The following is a 16,419-nucleotide window of genomic DNA, read 5'->3' on the forward strand; positions in this document are numbered from 1 at the left end:
CGCTCAGGTGGCGGCACCGACGCAGCCCGTCACTCCTCCTTGAACAGCGGTTCCTCGCCGAGCCGGTAGAGCTCGTCATCGCATTCGACGCGCGACATGCCCCGGTCGATGCACCAGATAATCACGGCGTCGCGGTGACGTTTGGGCCACAGCTCGGACAGCCCGGCTATCTTGAGCAGGCGCTGGGTCTCCTTGAGGGTGCAGCCAAGCCCGAACGCGAGCATGATCGCGGTGTCGCGACGCGGTGCGCTCTTGCCCGCAAAGAGCTCGTAGAGAAAGGCGCTGGTGATGCCGCTCGCGCGCACGACCGCCGCCCGGGATATGTCCCGCTGGGCGAGCAGCTCGTTCAGGTAACCGGGAAGGGTCTCGTCGACCAGTACCTCATGCAGGAGGTAGTCCTCAGGGTGCTCGGTCTTGAGCAGCTCCTCGAGCAGGTCCTCGGTCAGGCGCTCTTCGACCCGTTTGCCTTCCCGCGCAACATCATCGGACATGGTTCCCCCCTTTCCGCACCCATGATAGCGAAAGCCGAGCGGGCGCGTGCCCGCCTCGCAAGTTCGACGTCGCGCGCAGCCCGTGCACGGGGGCGCATGTCGCGTCCCCGCCCCTTGCATTACGGGCGCGCAAGACTATACTTGCGTCGATTTCTATCGGCGCTTGGAAAGGGCGGTTTGGGATGGAATCGTTCATCTGCCTCGGAATCGGGGCGTGCATCGTCGCGATGGGCATCTACCAGATCGTGAGCGGCAACCCCCGCCTGCTGCACAGCTACCACTACGCGACCACGCCGGCTTCCGAGCTGCCCGCGCTCGCGCGCGAGACCGGCGTCGGGCTCGTGGCGTGCGGCATCGGCTGCATGCTCATCACGCCCGAGATGCTGCCCACCTGGTGTTTGGGCCTGGGCATCGCGCTCATGGTGCTCAGCGTCGCGGGAACCATCGTCTCGATCGTGAGGCACAACGGCGGCCTCATCACCGGCGGCGAAATGGGTTTCCTGAGCTCGATGGCGCCGGGCACGCGCCTCGCGGTCTGCGGCATCATCGGCGCGGCCCTCTCGCTCATCGGCATCGGCCCCGGCATCTACATGATCGCCACGGGCGACGTGAGCATGCTCCACAGCTACCATTACGCCGGCGTCGCGGCCGCCGACCTGCCGCGTCTCGCGACCTGCGAGGGCGTCGCGATGATCTTCCTCGGCATCAGCATCTTCATGTGCCTCATCGCCACCGCCGGCTTCGCGGGCGGGCGGCCGTTCAAGCGCTGGCCCAGGGCGCTCGTGATCTGCGGCATGTTGCTCTTCTGCGCGAGCATGGCCGCGCTGCTGCTCTTCATCCCCTATTTCGGCGGCTCGCTGAACCCCTAGAACCCGAATCTGGCGCCCGGAATCCGGCCTCCGCGCACGTTCGTTGCGGTATTCGGTGTGAAGAACCGGGAAGGCGCCGGAGACCGGGATATCGAGCTGATAAATCCCCAGGTAGAGCAATCGGGCCTTCCTTATGGAAGAAGGAGGGAGCGATTCTCACACCGAATACCGCAACGAACGTGCGCGCGGGCCCGGCAAGGGCGCGACCGCGATTCCGAGGCTCAGGCGAGAGCCCCCATGAAGGGGCTGGCAGGCGCCCGATCGCGCCGCCTACTCCACCGCGAGCACCGTCCGCGAGTAGGGCAGATAGGTCACGGTCGCATCGTCATCCGCGGGGTCCCATGCGTCGTGGAATCCCTCATCGACCGTGAAGACGAAGCGCGCGCCGGAAGCGTCCTCGCCCTTGAGCCGGTAATCCACGCCGAACTCCCCGGGATCGCTATACACCTCCACATCACGTAGCTCGACGACCGCAGGCGACGCCAAGCGCGGGATATCGAGGATGGGGCACAGCACGAACCGCCAGGCGAGGCATCCGAGTATCCCGATAGCGGCGAGCGCGCGCTTCACCGGTTGGCGCACGTCCATGACGGCCCCGGCGACCGGACGCGCGACCCAAGCGATGACGAGGGCGAACAGCACGGCGAGGGCGTACGTCCCCACGATGCCAGAAACCCCCATGATGAGCAGGCCGAACGAGCGCAGCATGATGCAGATGCCGAACGCGACGGCGAGAAGGACCGCCGCGCCGCAGCCGACGAGGCGCCGCACGGGCACGGGCTCCTGGACGGGGCTCTCGGCCTCCTCCTGCGCCACGCGCCTGCGGATGAGCTCGACGAGCTCCTCTTGGGACATGTCCTTGAGCTCCTCCTCGGTGGGCGGCTCCGCCCGCTCGTCATGCATGTCGCCCACCTCCCCGAGCTCGCCCTCAAGTACGACTGTAACACCCCGACCCGCGCACGCGGCGCACGGGGGCCGGCATGTCCCGAGTCCTTACACGCTCGACCCGGGGGCATGCCGGCCCCTTACCGTATCGAGCCCGAAACCTTACAGGCGGGCCACCACCGCGTCGCCCATGGCCGCGCAGCCGAGCACGCGGTCGGCGGGCGTCGCAGCGTCGGCGATGTCGCGCGTGCGCCACCCCTCGTCGAGGACCGCGGTCACCGCGCGGCGGATGTCGTCGGCCGCATCCCCCATGTCGAAGCTGTAGCGCAGCATCATCTCGACCGAGAGGATCTGCGCGAGCGGGTTCGCGATGCCCTGGCCCGCGATGTCGGGCGCGGAGCCGTGGCTCGGCTCGTAGAGCGCCACGCCGTCCCCCAGGCTCGCGGAGGCGAGCATGCCGAGCGATCCGGTGATCTGCGCCGCCTCGTCGGAGAGGATGTCGCCGAACATGTTCTCGGTCACCACGACATCGAAGGTCGCGGGGCGGTTGATGAGCTGCATGGCCGCGTTGTCCACGAGCACGTCCTCGAGTTCCACGTCCGCGTACTCCGCGTCGTGGACGCGGTGGACGACCTCGCGCCACATGCGACTCGTCTCGAGCACGTTCGCCTTGTCGACGCTCGACACCTTGCCCCGACGCTTGCGCGCGGCCTCGAATGCCTGGCGCGCGATGCGCTCGACCTCGTACTCGCGGTACTCGAGCGTGTCGTAGGCGCGCTGACCGGGACCTCCGTCCGCGCCGGCGCCCTCCTCGCCGTAGAAGCGCTCGCGGCGGCCGAAGTACAGGCCGCCCGTGAGCTCGCGCACGATCATCATGTCCACGCCGTCGATGACCTCAGGGCGCAGCGTCGAGGCGCCGGCGAGCGCAGCGAAGATCTGCACCGGCCGTAGGTTGGTGTAGAGGCCGAGCTCCTTGCGGATCTTCAGAAGCCCCTGCTCCGGGCGCGGGGCGGCCGGGTCGGTCGTGTCCCATTTGGGTCCGCCGACGGAGGCCAGAAGCACCGCATCCGAGGCGCGCGCGGCCTCGAGGGTGGCGTCGGGCAGCGCCGTGGGCTCCTCGCCCGCCGCGCGCGTGGCGTCGATCGCCGCGCCGCCGATCAGTGCGTCCTCGCAGGCGAACTCGACGCCGTACTTCTTCCCGACGGCGGCGAGCACCTTCTTGCCCTCCGCGATGATCTCGGGCCCGATGCCGTCACCGGGCAGGGTGCAGATCCTATAGCTCTTCTTCACGTTGCAGCTCCAACTCATCGACGACGGTCCCTTGGCGAACGGGTTATCCAACGGCACGGCGGCCTTCCTTTCTCACGGCGGGACGCGGGGCAGCCCGCACGCCGGCAGACGCGCGCGAACGGCCCCGCGCGGGGCGGCTACTTCGCCGCGGCCAGCTTGGCGCGCGTGCGCTCCACGAGGCCGCCGGCCTCGATGATCTCGGCGATGAACGGCGGGAACGGCTCCGCCGTGAAGACCGCGCCGGTATCGAGGTCGGTGATGGTCCCGGTCTCGGTATCGACCGACACGCGCTCGCCGTCAGCGATCGCGTCGGCGGCCTCCGGGCACTCCATGATGGCGAGACCCACGTTGATGGCGTTGCGGTAGAAGATGCGCGCGAAGCTCTTGGCGATCACGCAGGACACGCCGGCGGCCTTGAGAGCCACGGACGCGTGCTCGCGCGACGAGCCGCAGCCGAAGTTCTCCTCGGCGACGACGATGTCGCCGGGCTTCACGCGCTCATGGAACGTCGGGTCGAGGTCCTCCATCGCATGCGACGCCAGGTGCGCATGGTCGGAGCTGTTGAGGTAACGGGCCGGGATGATGACGTCCGTGTCGACGTCGCGCCCGTACTTGAAGACGGTTCCTTCGAAATGCATGGGTGTTCCTTTCTCGCGGGGACCGCGCGGCGGCGCGGGCTCCGGTATCGTTCGCCTGGGGCCGGGACGGCAGCGGGACGGCCTAGAGGTCGGAGGGCGCGCAGATGTGGCCGGCGACGGCGCTCGCCGCGGCGACGGCCGGGCTCGCGAGGTAGACCTCGCTCGTGGGATCGCCCATGCGGCCCACGAAGTTACGGTTCGTGGTCGACACGCAGCGCTCGCCCGCGGCGAGGATGCCCATGTAGCCGCCCAGGCACGGGCCGCACGTGGGCGTCGAGAACACGCAGCCGGCGTCGATGAACGCATCCGCCAGGCCCTCGGCGATGCACTGCTTGAAGACGGCCTGCGTCGCCGGGATCACGATGCAGCGCACGGTGTCGGCGACGCGGCGCCCGCGCAGCACCTCGGCGGCGGCGCGCATGTCCTCGATGCGCCCGTTGGTGCAGCTGCCGATGACCGCCTGGTCGATGGCGATATGCGTCGACTCGCGCACCGGGTGCGTGTTGCTCGGCAGGTGCGGCCACGAGACGCACGGCTCGATGTCGGCGGCGTCGATATGGATCACGCGCGCGTACTCGGCGTCCGGGTCGGCGTGGCACTCGACCGGCGAGCGCTGCGAGCGGCCCTCGCACCAGGCGCGGCAGACGTCGTCGACCTCCATGATGCCCGCCTTGCCGCCCGCCTCGATCGCCATGTTGGAGATGGTCATGCGCCCCTCCATCGACATCGAGCGGATGGTGGAACCGGCGAACTCGATCGCCTGGTAGAGGGCCCCGTCCACGCCGATGAGGCCGATCAGGTGCAGGATGACGTCCTTGGCGCTCGCGCCGTCGGCGAGCTCGCCGTCGATCTCGACGCAGATGGTGGGCGGCACCTTGAACCAGCCGCGGCCCGTGGCGATGCCCACGCCCGCGTCGGTGGAGCCCACGCCCGTCGAGAACGCGCCGAGCGCGCCGTAGGTGCAGGTGTGCGAGTCGGCGCCGATGATGAGGTCGCCGGGCACCACGACGCCCTGCTCGGGCAGGAGCGCGTGCTCGACGCCCATGCAGCCCTGCTCCCAGTAGTGGGTGACGTGCTGCTCGCGGGCGAACTCGCGCATCTTCTTGGTCTGCTCGGCGCTCTTGATGTCCTTGTTCGGCGCGTAGTGGTCGGGGACGAGGCAGACGCGGTCGCGGTCGAAGACGCGCTCGGCGCCCAGCTCGTGGAAGACATCGATCGCGATGGGCGCGGTGATGTCGTTCGCGAGCACGATGTCGAGGTCGCACTCGACGAGCTGGCCCGGGCGGACCTCATCCAGGCCGGCGTGCGCGGCCAGGATCTTCTCGGCTACGGTCATGGGACGTGGCATGGGGATCTTCCTTCCGTTCTCGTTCACAAGACACGCCCGCCACCTTGCGCGGCGGGCGCCTGCCTTTCGCATTTGCCTAGGCTACCTGCCCTGGTCGGAGATGAGGCGGTTGAGCGCGTTCAGGTAGGCCTTGGTCGACGACACGATGATGTCGCCGTCCGACCCGCGGCCGATGTAGACCTCGCCGTTCTCGGCGGTCACGCGCACGGTGACCTCGCCCAGCGCGTCGATGCCGCGCGTCACGGCCTTGACCGAGAACTCGGAGAGGTCGTTCGCCACGGCCACGATCTTGTCGACCGCCTTGTACGCCGCGTCGATGGGGCCGGTGCCGTAGGCGCACTCGGTGAAGGTCTCGCCGTCGACGTTGGTGAGGGTGATGGTCGCCGTCGGGGTGAGCGGGAAGCCGCAGGAGACCTGCACGGCGTCGAGATCCCACACCGCCGTGGAGACGCGCTCGCGCTCGTGCACGATGCTCTCGAGGTCCTCGTCGTAGACCTCCTTCTTCTTGTCCGCCACCTCGAGGAAGGACTGGTAGACGCCCTCGAACTCCTCGTCGGTGAAGGTGAAGCCGAGCTCGCCCATGCGGTGGCGCAGCGCCGCGTGGCCGGAGCGGGCGGTGAGGATGATCTGCGAGCCGCCGGCGCCCACGTCGGCGGGGTCGATGATCTCGTAGGTGTCGCGGGCCTTGAGCACGCCATCCTGGTGGATGCCCGAGGAGTGCGCGAAGGCGTTGGCGCCCACGATCGCCTTGTTGGCCTGCACGTTCATGCCGGTGATCGAGCTCACGAGCTTCGAGGCGCGGGTGAGTTCCTTGGTCACGATGTCGGTATGCGCGTCGAGCTCCTCGCCGTGCATGTGGATCGCCATGACGACCTCCTCGAGCGCCGTGTTGCCCGCGCGCTCGCCGAGGCCGTTCACGGTGCACTCGACCTGCGTGGCTCCGGCTCGCACGGCCTCGATGGCGAGCGCCGTGGCCATGCCCAGGTCGTTGTGCGTGTGCACAGAGATGGTCACGTCCTCGATGCCGTCGACGCGCTCGCGCAGGTCGGCGATGCGCGCGCCGAAGGCCCAGGGCATGTTGTAGCCCGTCGTGTCGGGGATGTTCACCACGGTGGCGCCCGCCTTGACGGCCGCCTCGATGATGCGCACGAGGAAGTCCTGGTCGGCGCGGCCGGCGTCCTCGGCGTAGAACTCGACGTCGTCGACGAAGTTGCGCGCGAGCTTCACCGCGTGGACCGCGCGCTCGATGGCCTCGTCCTCGCTCAGGCGCAGCTTGTCGCGCAGATGGCTCGGCGAGACGCCCAGGCCCGTGTGGATGCGCGGGCGCTTGGCGCTCTTGAGCGCCTCGGCGGCGACCTCGATGTCCCTGTCGACGGCGCGCGTGAGGCCGCAGACGGTGCACCTGTCGCCCGCGAGCATGCCGATCTCCTGGACGCTCTTGAAGTCGCCCGGGCTCGAAACGGGGAAGCCCGCCTCGATGACGTCGACGTTCATGCGGATGAGCTGGCGCGCGATGACGAGCTTCTCCTCGGTGTTCATGCTGGCGCCGGGCGACTGCTCGCCGTCGCGGAGCGTGGTGTCGAAGATGTTGATCTTGCGGGTCATGGTTCCTCCTGTCGGTTCGATCCGGTTCCGGATACGGTGCTGTGCAGGAGGCTGAACACGACCTCATACGGAAAACGAGAAGCACCCCGTTCGCGCAACGCCCTGCAAAGCGGGTCTGGTACGCGATGGGGTGCTTCCTCAGATGCTTACCTCAGCAGTTATCGAGACGAGCGGCCCTACCACGTACCGGTACGTAGTAGTAGGGCGCCTAGGTTCACGAGCGAGACGGCACAGCCGCGGGCGGGTGCCTGCATCTCGATGTGTGCCATGCGCTCCATAGGGCGGTCCTCTCGTCTACAGCCCCCAAGCCGGGGTTCACTGCATTGCGCTAAAGTCTACCAGAACATGCGCGCGGCGCAACCCTGAATTCCGTCACTGGACCTCGGCGTAGTCCACCTGGCGCTCGCAGAACTGCTCGCGGGCGGCACAGCTCCTCAGCGTGTTCAGCGCGTCCTGCGTGGAGATCTGCGTCGCATCGAGCTGCGCGATGGCGCCGTCCGTCGCGTTCGAGAACGCGTGCTCGAGCGTCGCGCGGTCGAAGGAGTAGATCTCGAGGTCCCAATCGCTCTCGAACTCCTCCCTGACCGTGAGGTTCAGTGTCTGGAGCTCCGGGTAGACGCAGAAGGCCACCGCGGCGTTGAACACGAGCGCGCGGTCCACGGCGTCCCCGTCGATATCCTCCGAGACGCCGTCGTAGTCGACGTTGAAGGACGCGTTGCTCTGCTGCTCCGCGCCCGTCGAGCGGATGGCGTCGCCGAGCGGGAGCGCCTGGAAGAACACGCGGTCCGGCGCGGCCTGGCCCACGGACTCGCCGAGCGTCTCGGCCGTCACCGTCACACGCGCGTCATCGAGCGCCTTGGTGGCCTCGTACTCGCGCCGGTCCTCGTCGTCCTCGAAGTGCGGGGTCGTCGCCGCGCCGTCTTGGGCGCCCTGACCGTTCGCGGCGTTGCCCTGGGCGCCTGCACCCTGGTTCTGCGCCTGGTTGCGCTGGCTCTCGTACTGGAGCTCCGCCGCATCCTCCGCCATGTCCTCCGCGTGGTCGAGCATGGGCTCGATCGCGATCTCGTACACGCCGACCGCCGCCACGAGCACCAGGATGACCGCCGCGGCGATGGTGGCGACCTTCTTCCACGGGCGGGTGCCGTCGCCGCCCTTCGCGGCGCCGCTTGCCGCTGGCACCGCCGGGGCCTGGGGCGCCCCCTCTGCAGCCGGGGCCACCGCGGCGGGCATCACGCGCGTCGGCTCGGTTCCCGCGGCCGCAGGCTCCGTGCCGGCGGGCTCCGCGGGGGCTGCTGCCGCCGATGCCTGAACCGGCTCCGCTGCGGCCCCGTCGTCCTCCTGCAGATCATCCAGGCTCGTGAAGCTCGCCTTGGTCTTCTCCAGCGCCTCGGCCTCGTCCATGCCCGAAGCCACGTAGTCCTCGTAGCGGGCGACGAGGTTCCCGTAGATCTCTTCCTTAAGCTCGATGTTCTCCGGCGTGAGCACCCGTCCCTCGAAGAGGTGCTCCACGTACATGCGCAGCTCGTTCATCGGTCTCCTCCGTCCTGCTTGAGCAAATGGTCGATGATGTCGCGCACGCGCACCCAGCGCTCGGTCGCCTCGCGCAGCTCGAGCTCGCCCGCCGGCGTCACGCGGTAGTACTTGCGGCGCGCGCCCTGGGTCTCGTCACCCCAATAGCTCTGCACGAACCCCTGGCCCTCCAGCCGCTTGAGGCTCGTGTAGAGCGAGGGTTCCTTCATCTCGTACTCCCCATGGCTGGCGGTCGCGATGTCCTTCAGGATCTCGTAGCCGTAGCTGTCGCCGTCTGCGAGCGTGCAGAGGATGATGGCGTCGATGTTCCCGCGAATCAGGTCGCTTACCGCATCTCTCGTGGCCATTGCGTCACCTCCTCGGGTGTCGGCTCCTCTTGGCGCTAATGTAACACACATTACTATGTGTGTCGATATACTATTTTGAGCACAGTGCCCCGAGAACGAAAAAAGCCGGCTCCCGAAGGAACCGGCTTTAGACAAGCTATGAGCTTGTGTTCAGAGGGCCCTGTCCTCAAAGGCACGATCGGCCCTGTCCCCTTGGCTCGATGCTACTCGGCCATGAAGTCGCGCTGGACGGCGGGGTCGACCTTGACGCCCGGGCCCATGGTCGAGGAGAGCGCGATGCTCTTCACGTAGCGGCCCTTGGCGGAAGACGGCTTCACGCGCAGGATCTCGGTGTAGAGCGCGGCGTAGTTCTCGACGAGCTTCTGGTCGTCGAAGGAGACGCGGCCCACCGGCACGTGGCAGATGCCGTAGCGGTCGGCGCGGTACTCAACGCGGCCGGCCTTGAGCTCGGAGACCATCTTGGCGACGTCCATGGTCACGGTGCCGAGCTTGGGGTTCGGCATGAGGCCACGGGGGCCGAGGATCTTACCGATGCGGCCGACCTTGGCCATCATGTTCGGCGTGGCGATCGCGGCGTCGAAGTTGATCTCGCCGCCCTGGATCGCGGCCACGAGCTCGTCGGAACCGACGATGTCGGCGCCGGCCTCTTCGGCCTCGCGGGCCTTCTCGCCCTCGGCGAAGACGGCGACGCGCACGGTCTTGCCGGTGCCGTGGGGCAGCGAGATGGAGCCGCGGATGTTCTGGTCGGCCTTACGGGTGTCGATACCCAGGCGGAAGTGAGCCTCGACGGTCTCGTCGAACTTGGCCGGTGCGACCTCCTTCACGAGGCGGACGGCCTCGAGCGGGCTGTAGAGCTTGAACTTCTCGACCTTCTCCGCGGCGGCGCGGAAATTCTTTCCATGCTTAGGCATGTTCTACCTCCTGTGGTCAACGGGCGGAAGCCCTCCCACATCGATGTGCGCCCCATTGCGCACGAACGGGCCCGCCCCTCTGGCGAGCCCGCAGGTGACGAAGTTACTCGGCGATGGTCACGCCCATGGAGCGGGCGGTACCGGCGACGATCTTCTTGGCGGCCTCGATGTCGTTGGCATTGAGGTCCGGCATCTTGATCTCGGCGATCTTGGTGAGCTGCTCGTCGGTGAGCTGGCCGACCTTGTCGCGCTGCGGCACGGCGGAACCGCTCTTGAGCTTGAGCTCCTTCTTGATGAGGTGCGCCGCGGGCGGCGTGTGGCACTCGAAGGAGAACGAGCGGTCCTCGAACACGGTGATGACGACGGGGATGACGTCACCGGCCTTGTCCTGCGTGGCGGCGTTGAACGCCTGGCAGAACTGCATGATGTTGACCTGGGCAGCACCGAGCGCGGGGCCCACGGGGGGCGCCGGGTTGGCCTGGCCGGCAGGAATCTGAAGCTTGATGACGGTAGCGACCTTCTTATCAGCCATCTTGAAACCTTCCTGAACCGTAACGGTACCTGACATGCTATATCGTCAGCGCCTGCTCGCTAGAAGCATCCCCGATGGTGAGCGGCCACGAGGGAAACGGGCACACGCGAACGGACGACCTTAGGCGATCACGGCCACCTGATCGAAGCCGAGCTCGACGGGGGTCTCGCGGCCGAAGATCATGAGGGTGACCTTGACCTTGCCGGCCTCGGCGTTGACCTCGGAGATCTGGCCATCGAAGTCGGCGAGCGGGCCGGAGGTCACGCGGACGGCGGTGCCGACCTCGAGGCCCACGGCGGTGCGCTTGGGCGCCTCGCCCTTCTTGGACTTGTGCATCATCTTGTTGTACTCGTCGCGCGAGAGCGGCGAGGGCTTGCCGTTGGCACCGAGGAACCCGGTGACGCCCTGGGTGTTGCGCACGCAGGTCCAGGCGTCGTCATCCATCTCCATGCGCACGAGCACGTAGCCCGGGAAGATCTTGACGTCCTTGGTCTCGCGCTTACCGCCCTCTTTGATCTCGGTCACACTCTCGATGGGAATCTCGATATCGAAGATGCGGTCCTGCATCCCCATGGTCTCGATACGATGCTCGAGGTCGGTCTTGACCTTCTTCTCGTATCCGGAGTAGGTGTGGACGACATACCAGCGCTTGGACATGTTACCCCCTCAGACCAGAGACGAAGAACAGCCCCTCGCCGATGATGAAGTCGAGGGCCGCGATGGCGATGCCCACGACGACCAGCGAGACGCACACGGCCATGGAGAAGTTCACGAGGTCCTTCTTGCTGGGCCACGTGACGCGGCGCATCTCGGTGCGCACCGAGGAGAAGTAGTTCTTGATGCGGGCGAAGATGCCTGGCTTGGCGCTCTTCTTCGCCTTCTCCTTGGCCTTGGCGGCCTTGGCCTTAGCCTGGGCCTCGGCCTTCTTGCGCTCGGCGGCGAGAGCCTTGCTCTGCTCCTTCTTCTCCGCGCGCGACATCTTGGCGGTAGAGGCCTCGGAAGCAGGAGCGCCCTGCGGCGTGTTCTGCTGGGCCTTCTTCTTGTGCTTCTTGTTGGCCATTCCACTACCTCCGCGCAAAAAGCGCTCTACACTAGAAACCGTAAGCCTCGTTCACGAGGCTTACGGATAAAAGACTGGCACGCCAGGAAGGACTCGAACCCTCAACACTCGGTTTTGGAGACCGATGCTCTACCAATTGAACTACTGGCGTGTGAATGCTAAGAGACTAGCGGGTCTCTTTGTGCACCGTGTGATGACGGCACCAGGGGCAATACTTCTTGATCTGCATACGATCCGGCATGTTCGCCTTGTTCTTGGTGGTCGTATAGTTGCGACGCTTGCACTCGGTGCATGCAAGGGTGACGAGAGTACGCATGAGTTGATTACCTCCAAATACCGCCCCGTACGGGCACGATGGGATACGATAGCATCTGCCTTCGACTTCTGTCAATGTAAAGTTGCGTTCCCGCATCTATCTGCAAAGACGTTTCATAAACGCCCTGCTTGGATGCTGCCGACAGCATGCCCCGTGCGCAGTGCGCGAAACCCCAATGCGCACGGGGCAGGGTGTCGGGCGGGAAGCACCTGAGAGAAAAACCCGGCTCCCCCGAAGAGGAGCCGGGTGAAGATCACGCGATCTGAGTCAGAGGCTCAGAGTTACTCGATGATCGTGGAGACGACGCCCGAGCCGACGGTGTGGCCACCCTCGCGGATAGCGAAGCGCAGGCCCTCCTCCATGGCGATCGGGTGGATGAGGTCGCCCTCGATGGTGATGTGGTCACCGGGCATGGCCATCTCGGTGCCCTCGGGGAGCTTGACGGTACCGGTCACGTCAGTGGTACGGAAGTAGAACTGCGGACGATAGCCATCGAAGAACGGCGTGTGGCGGCCGCCCTCCTCCTTGGTGAGGACGTAGACCTCGCCGGTGAACTTGGTGTGCGGGTGCACCGAGCCGGGCTTGCAGAGAACCTGGCCGCGCTCGATGTCCTCGCGCTTGATGCCGCGGAGCAGGATGCCGACGTTGTCGCCAGCCTCGCAGAAGTCCATGGTCTTGCGGAACATCTCGATGCCGGTGGCGACGGAGGACTGGGTCTCCTTGATGCCCACGATCTCGACGGGCTCGTTGAGCTTGAGCACGCCGCGCTCGACACGACCGGTGGCGACGGTACCACGGCCGGAGATGGTCATGGTGTCCTCGACGGCCATCAGGAACGGCTTGGCGTCGTCACGCTCGGGGGTCGGGATGTACTCGTCGACGGCCTTCATGAGCTCGCGGATGGAGTCGTACCACTTCTCCTCGCCGTTGAGGGCGCCGAGAGCGGAGCCGCGGATCACGGGGATGTCGTCGCCGGGGAAATCGTACTCGGAGAGGAGCTCACGGGTCTCCATCTCGACGAGGTCGATAAGCTCCTCGTCGTCAACCATGTCGCACTTGTTCAGGAACACGACGATGTAGGGCACGCCGACCTGACGGGCGAGCAGGATGTGCTCGCGGGTCTGGGCCATGGGGCCGTCGGTGGCGGCGATGACCAGGATAGCGCCGTCCATCTGGGCAGCACCGGAGATCATGTTCTTGATGTAGTCGGCGTGGCCGGGGCAGTCGACGTGAGCGTAGTGACGGGTCTCCGTCTCGTACTCGACGTGGGCGACGGAGATGGTGATGCCGCGCTCGCGCTCCTCGGGGGCCTTGTCGATGTTCTCGAAGGCGGTGAAGTCGGCCTTGCAGCCATCGGTCTCGGAGAGAACCTTGGTGATGGCGGCGGTCAGCGTGGTCTTACCGTGGTCCACGTGGCCGATGGTGCCGATGTTAACATGCGGCTTAGTACGCTCGAACTTTTCCTTGGCCATAAAGCCCTCCTCCTTGAGGTCGTCCCCGGCAGGGACATGCCCTTTAACTTAAGTGGCTCCCCCATGCGGGAAAGCCACCTTGTTACCTGGTAGCGGTGACTGGATTCGAACCAGTGACGCCACGGGTATGAACCGTGTGCTCTAACCAGCTGAGCTACACCGCCGTACTGGAGCCTGCAACCAGACTTGAACTGGTGACCTCTTCGTTACCAACGAAGTGCTCTACCGACTGAGCTATACAGGCACTTGCTTGCTGGTGGGAGCGCAAGGATTCGAACCTTGGTAGGCAGAGCCAACGGGTTTACAGCCCGTCCCCATTAACCACTCGGGCACACTCCCAGTCAAGCAAGACCCGCAAAGCTGTTTGTCCATGCCGGAGCAAGCACCTCCGCGAGCGAGAGAATAGTAGTACGGCCGACCTCCCTCTGTCAACCGTTTTGCTCTAATACACGCCACCGGGCGTATCCATCACGTGCACCCAAAGGTCTTGAGCTGCGGATTCGCCGCTCATCCCCCATGGATGTCCTGTGGAAACGCTATGGACGGAGCGCCTTTGCGAGCACGGCCCTCACCGCCTGCGCCCCACATCGAAGATGGCCCTCAATCCCATGGTGAAAAGGCCATCCCAATCTCGCATCTTGTCGCTCCGCAGGCCATTCAGTATTCTATAGGGGCTTCGCGCCTCGGCGCGGGCATGCCAGCGTGGCTCAACGGTAGAGCATCTGATTTGTAATCAGACGGTTGCGGGTTCGATTCCTGTCGCTGGCTCCATATATGTCGCAGGCTCGATGGGCATTTGCCGTCGAGCCTTTTTCTTCAGCCGACTGCCTTTCCTACTCCACAAGATCGCAGCGCTACCCGCGCGCGAAGAACGACTCGTCGGCCGCGCGCCACGGGCGCAGGCTCCCCTCCTCCACGGTCACGTGCGCGCGCTCCGGCACGTCCTGCCATTTCACGGTGTAGCCGGCGCCATGCGCGCAGAAGACCGAGTCGGGGGTGTTCGGCAGGTCCGCCTCCGGGTCGTAGGCGGCGCGCGCGACGATGTCGTCGGCGTCGTGGCAGGCATCGTAGCCCGAAAACTCCAGGCGCAGGCGCCCGCGGCCGCCGGTGTAGCCCGCCACGTCGAGGGCGTACTCCTGCATCTCGGAGGCCGGCGCGCGACCGGACAGCTCGGCCATATCGCCCGCGACCGCGGGCGGGTCGAACACGGCCGCCATGCGCTGGGCGTCGGCGAGCGCACGGCCGATCTTGTCCGCGGGGACCGCGAGGTCGAAGCGGTACCACGGCTCCAGGAGCGCGCACGCGCCCGCCGCGCGGGCCTCCATCAGGGCCTGGCGGATCGCCCGGTAGGTCGCCTGGCGGAAGTCCCCGCCCTCGGTGTGCTTGGCGTGCGCACACCCGCCCAGAAGCGTGATGCGCACGTCGGTGATGGGGGCGCCCGTCAGCACGCCGCGGTGCTCGCGCTCGAGCACGTGGGTGAGGATGAGGCGCTGCCAGTTGCGGTCGAGCGCGTCCTCAGCGCAGCGCGTGCCCACCTCGAGTCCCGCGCCACGCGGCAGGGGCTCGATGAGGAGCTGCGCCTCGGCGTAGTGCTTGAGCGGCTCGAAGTGCCCCACCCCGCGCACCGGCGCCGTCACCGTCTCGCGATAGAGGATGCCGCCCGGGCCGAACGACACCGCAAGGCCGTAGCGCTCGCGCAGGCGCTCCTCCAGCACCTCGCGCTGCACCGCGCCCATAAGCTGCACGCGCACCTCGCCGAGCTCCTCCTGCCACGAGGTGCCGAGCAGCGGGTCCTCGTCGGCGAGCTCGCGAAGCGCCCGCACGAGCGCGTGGACGTCGCATCCCTCGGGGATCACCTGGTACGCGAGGACCGGGGCGAGCGCCGGGGCGAGCCCGCGCGGCTCGGCGCCGAGCTCGCTTCCCGGCACCACATGCGCAAGGCCCGTCACCGTGCAGATGCGCCCCGCCGGGACCTCCGCGACCGTCCGGTACGCCTCCGCGTCGTAGAGGCGCACCTGGTCGATCTTCTCCTCCCACGGCTCGCCGCGCTCCACGCCCGAGACCACGGACTTGGCGCGCAGCACCCCGCCCGTCACCTTGATCCAGGCGAGCCGCTCGCCGCGCGCGTTGCGGCTCACCTTGAAGACGCGCGCCGCGAAGTCGCCCGGCCATGCCTTGGGCGCCACGAGCTCGCAGAGCCCCTCGAGGAACGCCCCCGTGCCCGCGCGTTTAAGCGCCGAGCCGAAGAACACCGGGAAGACGAGGCGCTCCGCCACGAGGCGCCGCACGGTCGCACGGGACAGCGAGCCCTGCTCCAGGTACTCGTCGAGCGCGCGCTCATCGGTCGCCGCCGCGTCCTCGAGCGCCGCGCCCGAACCCGCGAGCAGCTCCGCTCCGTCCACGACGGTCGCGCCGAACCGTGCGCGCATGCCCTCCAGCAGCTCCGCGCGGCGCGCCTCCTCGTCGCCGGCGGCGACGAGGTCCATCTTGTTCACGAACACCGCGACGGGCACGCCGTAGCGCCGGAGCAGCTCCCACATCGTCTCGGTATGCGCCTGCACGCCGTCGGACGCGCCGATGACCAGCACCGCGTAGTCGAGCGCCTGGAGCGTGCGCTCGGCCTCGGCGGAGAAGTCCACGTGGCCGGGCGCGTCGAGCAGCATGAGGTGCACGCCGCGCGCGTCGAAGGCGGTCTGCTGCGAGAAGATCGTGATGCCGCGCGAGCGCTCCATGGCGTCGGTGTCCAGGTGCGCGTCACCGTGGTCCACGCGGCCCGGCCGGCGGATGGCCCCCGCCGCGCCGAGCAGCGCCTCCGCAAGCGTCGTCTTGCCGGCATCGACATGGGCGACGAGCCCCACCACGGCCTGCCTCACGCGCTCCCCCTCGCTGTGTTTGATAGCCTCCGTCTTGCGGGTTTGGGCGCGGTGATCTTTCGGGAATGAGCGCGAAAAAGTTTCGGGTCTGAGCGCGGGCACGCCGACCGTCCCGTTCGGCCTAACGTTGTCGTTGCTTCGGTTACGACGATTGGGGGCCAGAGAGGAAATGATCGGCGTGGACAAGATCGACGATATCAGAAAGCTCGGGAGGAACGGGGCGACCGTCGCCTCGATCGCCCGGGACACCGG

16 protein-coding genes and 5 tRNA genes are annotated in these 16,419 nt (G+C 67.1%); 2 read left to right on the top strand and 19 right to left on the bottom strand.

Annotation, left to right across the window (positions count from 1 at the left end; all coding sequences use genetic code 11):
• Positions 1 to 29 precede the first annotated feature (29 nt).
• Positions 30 to 491, bottom strand: a complete 462-nt coding sequence (locus FS885_RS05300) for a helix-turn-helix domain-containing protein (RefSeq protein WP_144744036.1) — start codon at positions 489 to 491, stop codon at positions 30 to 32.
• A 182-nt stretch (positions 492 to 673) separates the two neighbouring features.
• On the opposite strand from FS885_RS05300, the gene FS885_RS05305 reads away from it, so the two are divergent.
• Positions 674 to 1,360 (top strand): hypothetical protein, encoded by a 687-nt coding sequence (locus tag FS885_RS05305; protein WP_144744037.1) that lies wholly within the window; start codon positions 674 to 676, stop codon positions 1,358 to 1,360.
• Positions 1,361 to 1,630: 270 nt separating this feature from the next.
• On the opposite strand, the gene FS885_RS05310 is transcribed toward FS885_RS05305, so the two are convergent.
• From FS885_RS05310 to FS885_RS05390, 17 genes are all read right to left on the bottom strand, one after another.
• Positions 1,631 to 2,263, bottom strand: coding sequence for a hypothetical protein (locus FS885_RS05310; RefSeq protein WP_144744038.1), 633 nt, complete (start codon positions 2,261 to 2,263; stop codon positions 1,631 to 1,633).
• A gap of 144 nt (positions 2,264 to 2,407) precedes the next feature.
• Complete coding sequence (leuB, locus tag FS885_RS05315; RefSeq protein ID WP_246060798.1) at positions 2,408 to 3,592, bottom strand: 3-isopropylmalate dehydrogenase; 1,185 nt, start codon at positions 3,590 to 3,592, stop codon at positions 2,408 to 2,410.
• Between the two features lie 80 nt (positions 3,593 to 3,672).
• A complete protein-coding gene (locus FS885_RS05320) occupies positions 3,673 to 4,173 on the bottom strand; it encodes a 3-isopropylmalate dehydratase small subunit (RefSeq protein ID WP_144744039.1) in 501 nt (166 codons plus the stop codon).
• An 82-nt stretch (positions 4,174 to 4,255) separates the two neighbouring features.
• Positions 4,256 to 5,521 carry a 3-isopropylmalate dehydratase large subunit gene (leuC, locus tag FS885_RS05325; protein WP_186365787.1) on the bottom strand — a complete coding sequence of 422 codons (1,266 nt, stop codon included), beginning with the start codon at positions 5,519 to 5,521 and terminating at the stop codon, positions 4,256 to 4,258.
• Between the two features lie 81 nt (positions 5,522 to 5,602).
• Positions 5,603 to 7,126 carry a 2-isopropylmalate synthase gene (locus FS885_RS05330; protein ID WP_144744040.1) on the bottom strand — a complete coding sequence of 508 codons (1,524 nt, stop codon included), beginning with the start codon at positions 7,124 to 7,126 and terminating at the stop codon, positions 5,603 to 5,605.
• 372 nt (positions 7,127 to 7,498) lie between these two features.
• Complete coding sequence (locus FS885_RS05335; protein ID WP_144744041.1) at positions 7,499 to 8,656, bottom strand: permease prefix domain 1-containing protein; 1,158 nt, start codon at positions 8,654 to 8,656, stop codon at positions 7,499 to 7,501.
• Entirely contained in the window at positions 8,653 to 9,003 is a 351-nt protein-coding gene (locus tag FS885_RS05340) for a PadR family transcriptional regulator (RefSeq protein ID WP_144744042.1), read from the bottom strand. Before FS885_RS05340 ends, FS885_RS05335 begins: the two co-directional genes overlap by 4 nt.
• Before the next feature lie 203 nt (positions 9,004 to 9,206).
• The gene (gene rplA, locus FS885_RS05345; RefSeq protein ID WP_144744043.1) at positions 9,207 to 9,914 is read right to left on the bottom strand and encodes a 50S ribosomal protein L1; all 708 of its coding nucleotides are present in this window, start codon (positions 9,912 to 9,914) and stop codon (positions 9,207 to 9,209) included.
• Between the two features lie 103 nt (positions 9,915 to 10,017).
• The gene (gene rplK, locus FS885_RS05350; protein WP_144744044.1) at positions 10,018 to 10,446 is read right to left on the bottom strand and encodes a 50S ribosomal protein L11; all 429 of its coding nucleotides are present in this window, start codon (positions 10,444 to 10,446) and stop codon (positions 10,018 to 10,020) included.
• A gap of 120 nt (positions 10,447 to 10,566) precedes the next feature.
• Positions 10,567 to 11,103, bottom strand: coding sequence for a transcription termination/antitermination protein NusG (gene nusG / locus FS885_RS05355; RefSeq protein WP_144744045.1), 537 nt, complete (start codon positions 11,101 to 11,103; stop codon positions 10,567 to 10,569).
• 1 nt (position 11,104) lies between these two features.
• Positions 11,105 to 11,506, bottom strand: coding sequence for a preprotein translocase subunit SecE (gene secE, locus FS885_RS05360; protein ID WP_144744046.1), 402 nt, complete (start codon positions 11,504 to 11,506; stop codon positions 11,105 to 11,107).
• Positions 11,507 to 11,581: 75 nt separating this feature from the next.
• A tRNA-Trp gene (locus FS885_RS05365) sits at positions 11,582 to 11,657 on the bottom strand.
• A 15-nt stretch (positions 11,658 to 11,672) separates the two neighbouring features.
• Entirely contained in the window at positions 11,673 to 11,918 is a 246-nt protein-coding gene (gene rpmG / locus FS885_RS10180; RefSeq protein ID WP_425458924.1) for a 50S ribosomal protein L33, read from the bottom strand.
• Between the two features lie 185 nt (positions 11,919 to 12,103).
• Positions 12,104 to 13,294 (bottom strand): elongation factor Tu, encoded by a 1,191-nt coding sequence (gene tuf / locus FS885_RS05375; RefSeq protein WP_144744048.1) that lies wholly within the window; start codon positions 13,292 to 13,294, stop codon positions 12,104 to 12,106.
• An 87-nt stretch (positions 13,295 to 13,381) separates the two neighbouring features.
• Positions 13,382 to 13,458 (bottom strand) — tRNA-Met (locus FS885_RS05380).
• A 4-nt stretch (positions 13,459 to 13,462) separates the two neighbouring features.
• A tRNA-Thr gene (locus tag FS885_RS05385) sits at positions 13,463 to 13,538 on the bottom strand.
• Positions 13,539 to 13,548: 10 nt separating this feature from the next.
• Positions 13,549 to 13,633, bottom strand: a tRNA-Tyr gene (locus FS885_RS05390).
• Between the two features lie 357 nt (positions 13,634 to 13,990).
• Here FS885_RS05390 and FS885_RS05395 point away from each other — a divergent pair.
• Positions 13,991 to 14,065: transfer RNA gene (locus FS885_RS05395), tRNA-Thr, on the top strand.
• Between the two features lie 83 nt (positions 14,066 to 14,148).
• On the opposite strand, the gene FS885_RS05400 is transcribed toward FS885_RS05395, so the two are convergent.
• Positions 14,149 to 16,167 carry an elongation factor G gene (locus FS885_RS05400; RefSeq protein ID WP_144744049.1) on the bottom strand — a complete coding sequence of 673 codons (2,019 nt, stop codon included), beginning with the start codon at positions 16,165 to 16,167 and terminating at the stop codon, positions 14,149 to 14,151.
• Between the last annotated feature and the right edge of the window lie 252 nt (positions 16,168 to 16,419).

It is taken from the genome of Enorma burkinafasonensis, assembly GCF_902150035.1.
Classification (GTDB): Bacteria; Actinomycetota; Coriobacteriia; order Coriobacteriales; family Coriobacteriaceae; genus Enorma; species Enorma burkinafasonensis.

Coding starts and splice junctions, on each gene's coding strand:
- FS885_RS05300 (WP_144744036.1), bottom strand. CDS start 491: ATGTCCGATGATGTTGCGCGGGAAGGCAAACGGGTCGAAGAGCGCCTG.
- FS885_RS05305 (WP_144744037.1), top strand. CDS start 674: ATGGAATCGTTCATCTGCCTCGGAATCGGGGCGTGCATCGTCGCGATG.
- FS885_RS05310 (WP_144744038.1), bottom strand. CDS start 2,263: ATGCATGACGAGCGGGCGGAGCCGCCCACCGAGGAGGAGCTCAAGGAC.
- FS885_RS05320 (WP_144744039.1), bottom strand. CDS start 4,173: ATGCATTTCGAAGGAACCGTCTTCAAGTACGGGCGCGACGTCGACACG.
- leuC (WP_186365787.1), bottom strand. CDS start 5,521: ATGCCACGTCCCATGACCGTAGCCGAGAAGATCCTGGCCGCGCACGCC.
- FS885_RS05330 (WP_144744040.1), bottom strand. CDS start 7,126: ATGACCCGCAAGATCAACATCTTCGACACCACGCTCCGCGACGGCGAG.
- FS885_RS05335 (WP_144744041.1), bottom strand. CDS start 8,656: ATGAACGAGCTGCGCATGTACGTGGAGCACCTCTTCGAGGGACGGGTG.
- FS885_RS05340 (WP_144744042.1), bottom strand. CDS start 9,003: ATGGCCACGAGAGATGCGGTAAGCGACCTGATTCGCGGGAACATCGAC.
- rplA (WP_144744043.1), bottom strand. CDS start 9,914: ATGCCTAAGCATGGAAAGAATTTCCGCGCCGCCGCGGAGAAGGTCGAG.
- rplK (WP_144744044.1), bottom strand. CDS start 10,446: ATGGCTGATAAGAAGGTCGCTACCGTCATCAAGCTTCAGATTCCTGCC.
- nusG (WP_144744045.1), bottom strand. CDS start 11,103: ATGTCCAAGCGCTGGTATGTCGTCCACACCTACTCCGGATACGAGAAG.
- secE (WP_144744046.1), bottom strand. CDS start 11,506: ATGGCCAACAAGAAGCACAAGAAGAAGGCCCAGCAGAACACGCCGCAG.
- rpmG (WP_425458924.1), bottom strand. CDS start 11,918: ATGCGGGAACGCAACTTTACATTGACAGAAGTCGAAGGCAGATGCTAT.
- tuf (WP_144744048.1), bottom strand. CDS start 13,294: ATGGCCAAGGAAAAGTTCGAGCGTACTAAGCCGCATGTTAACATCGGC.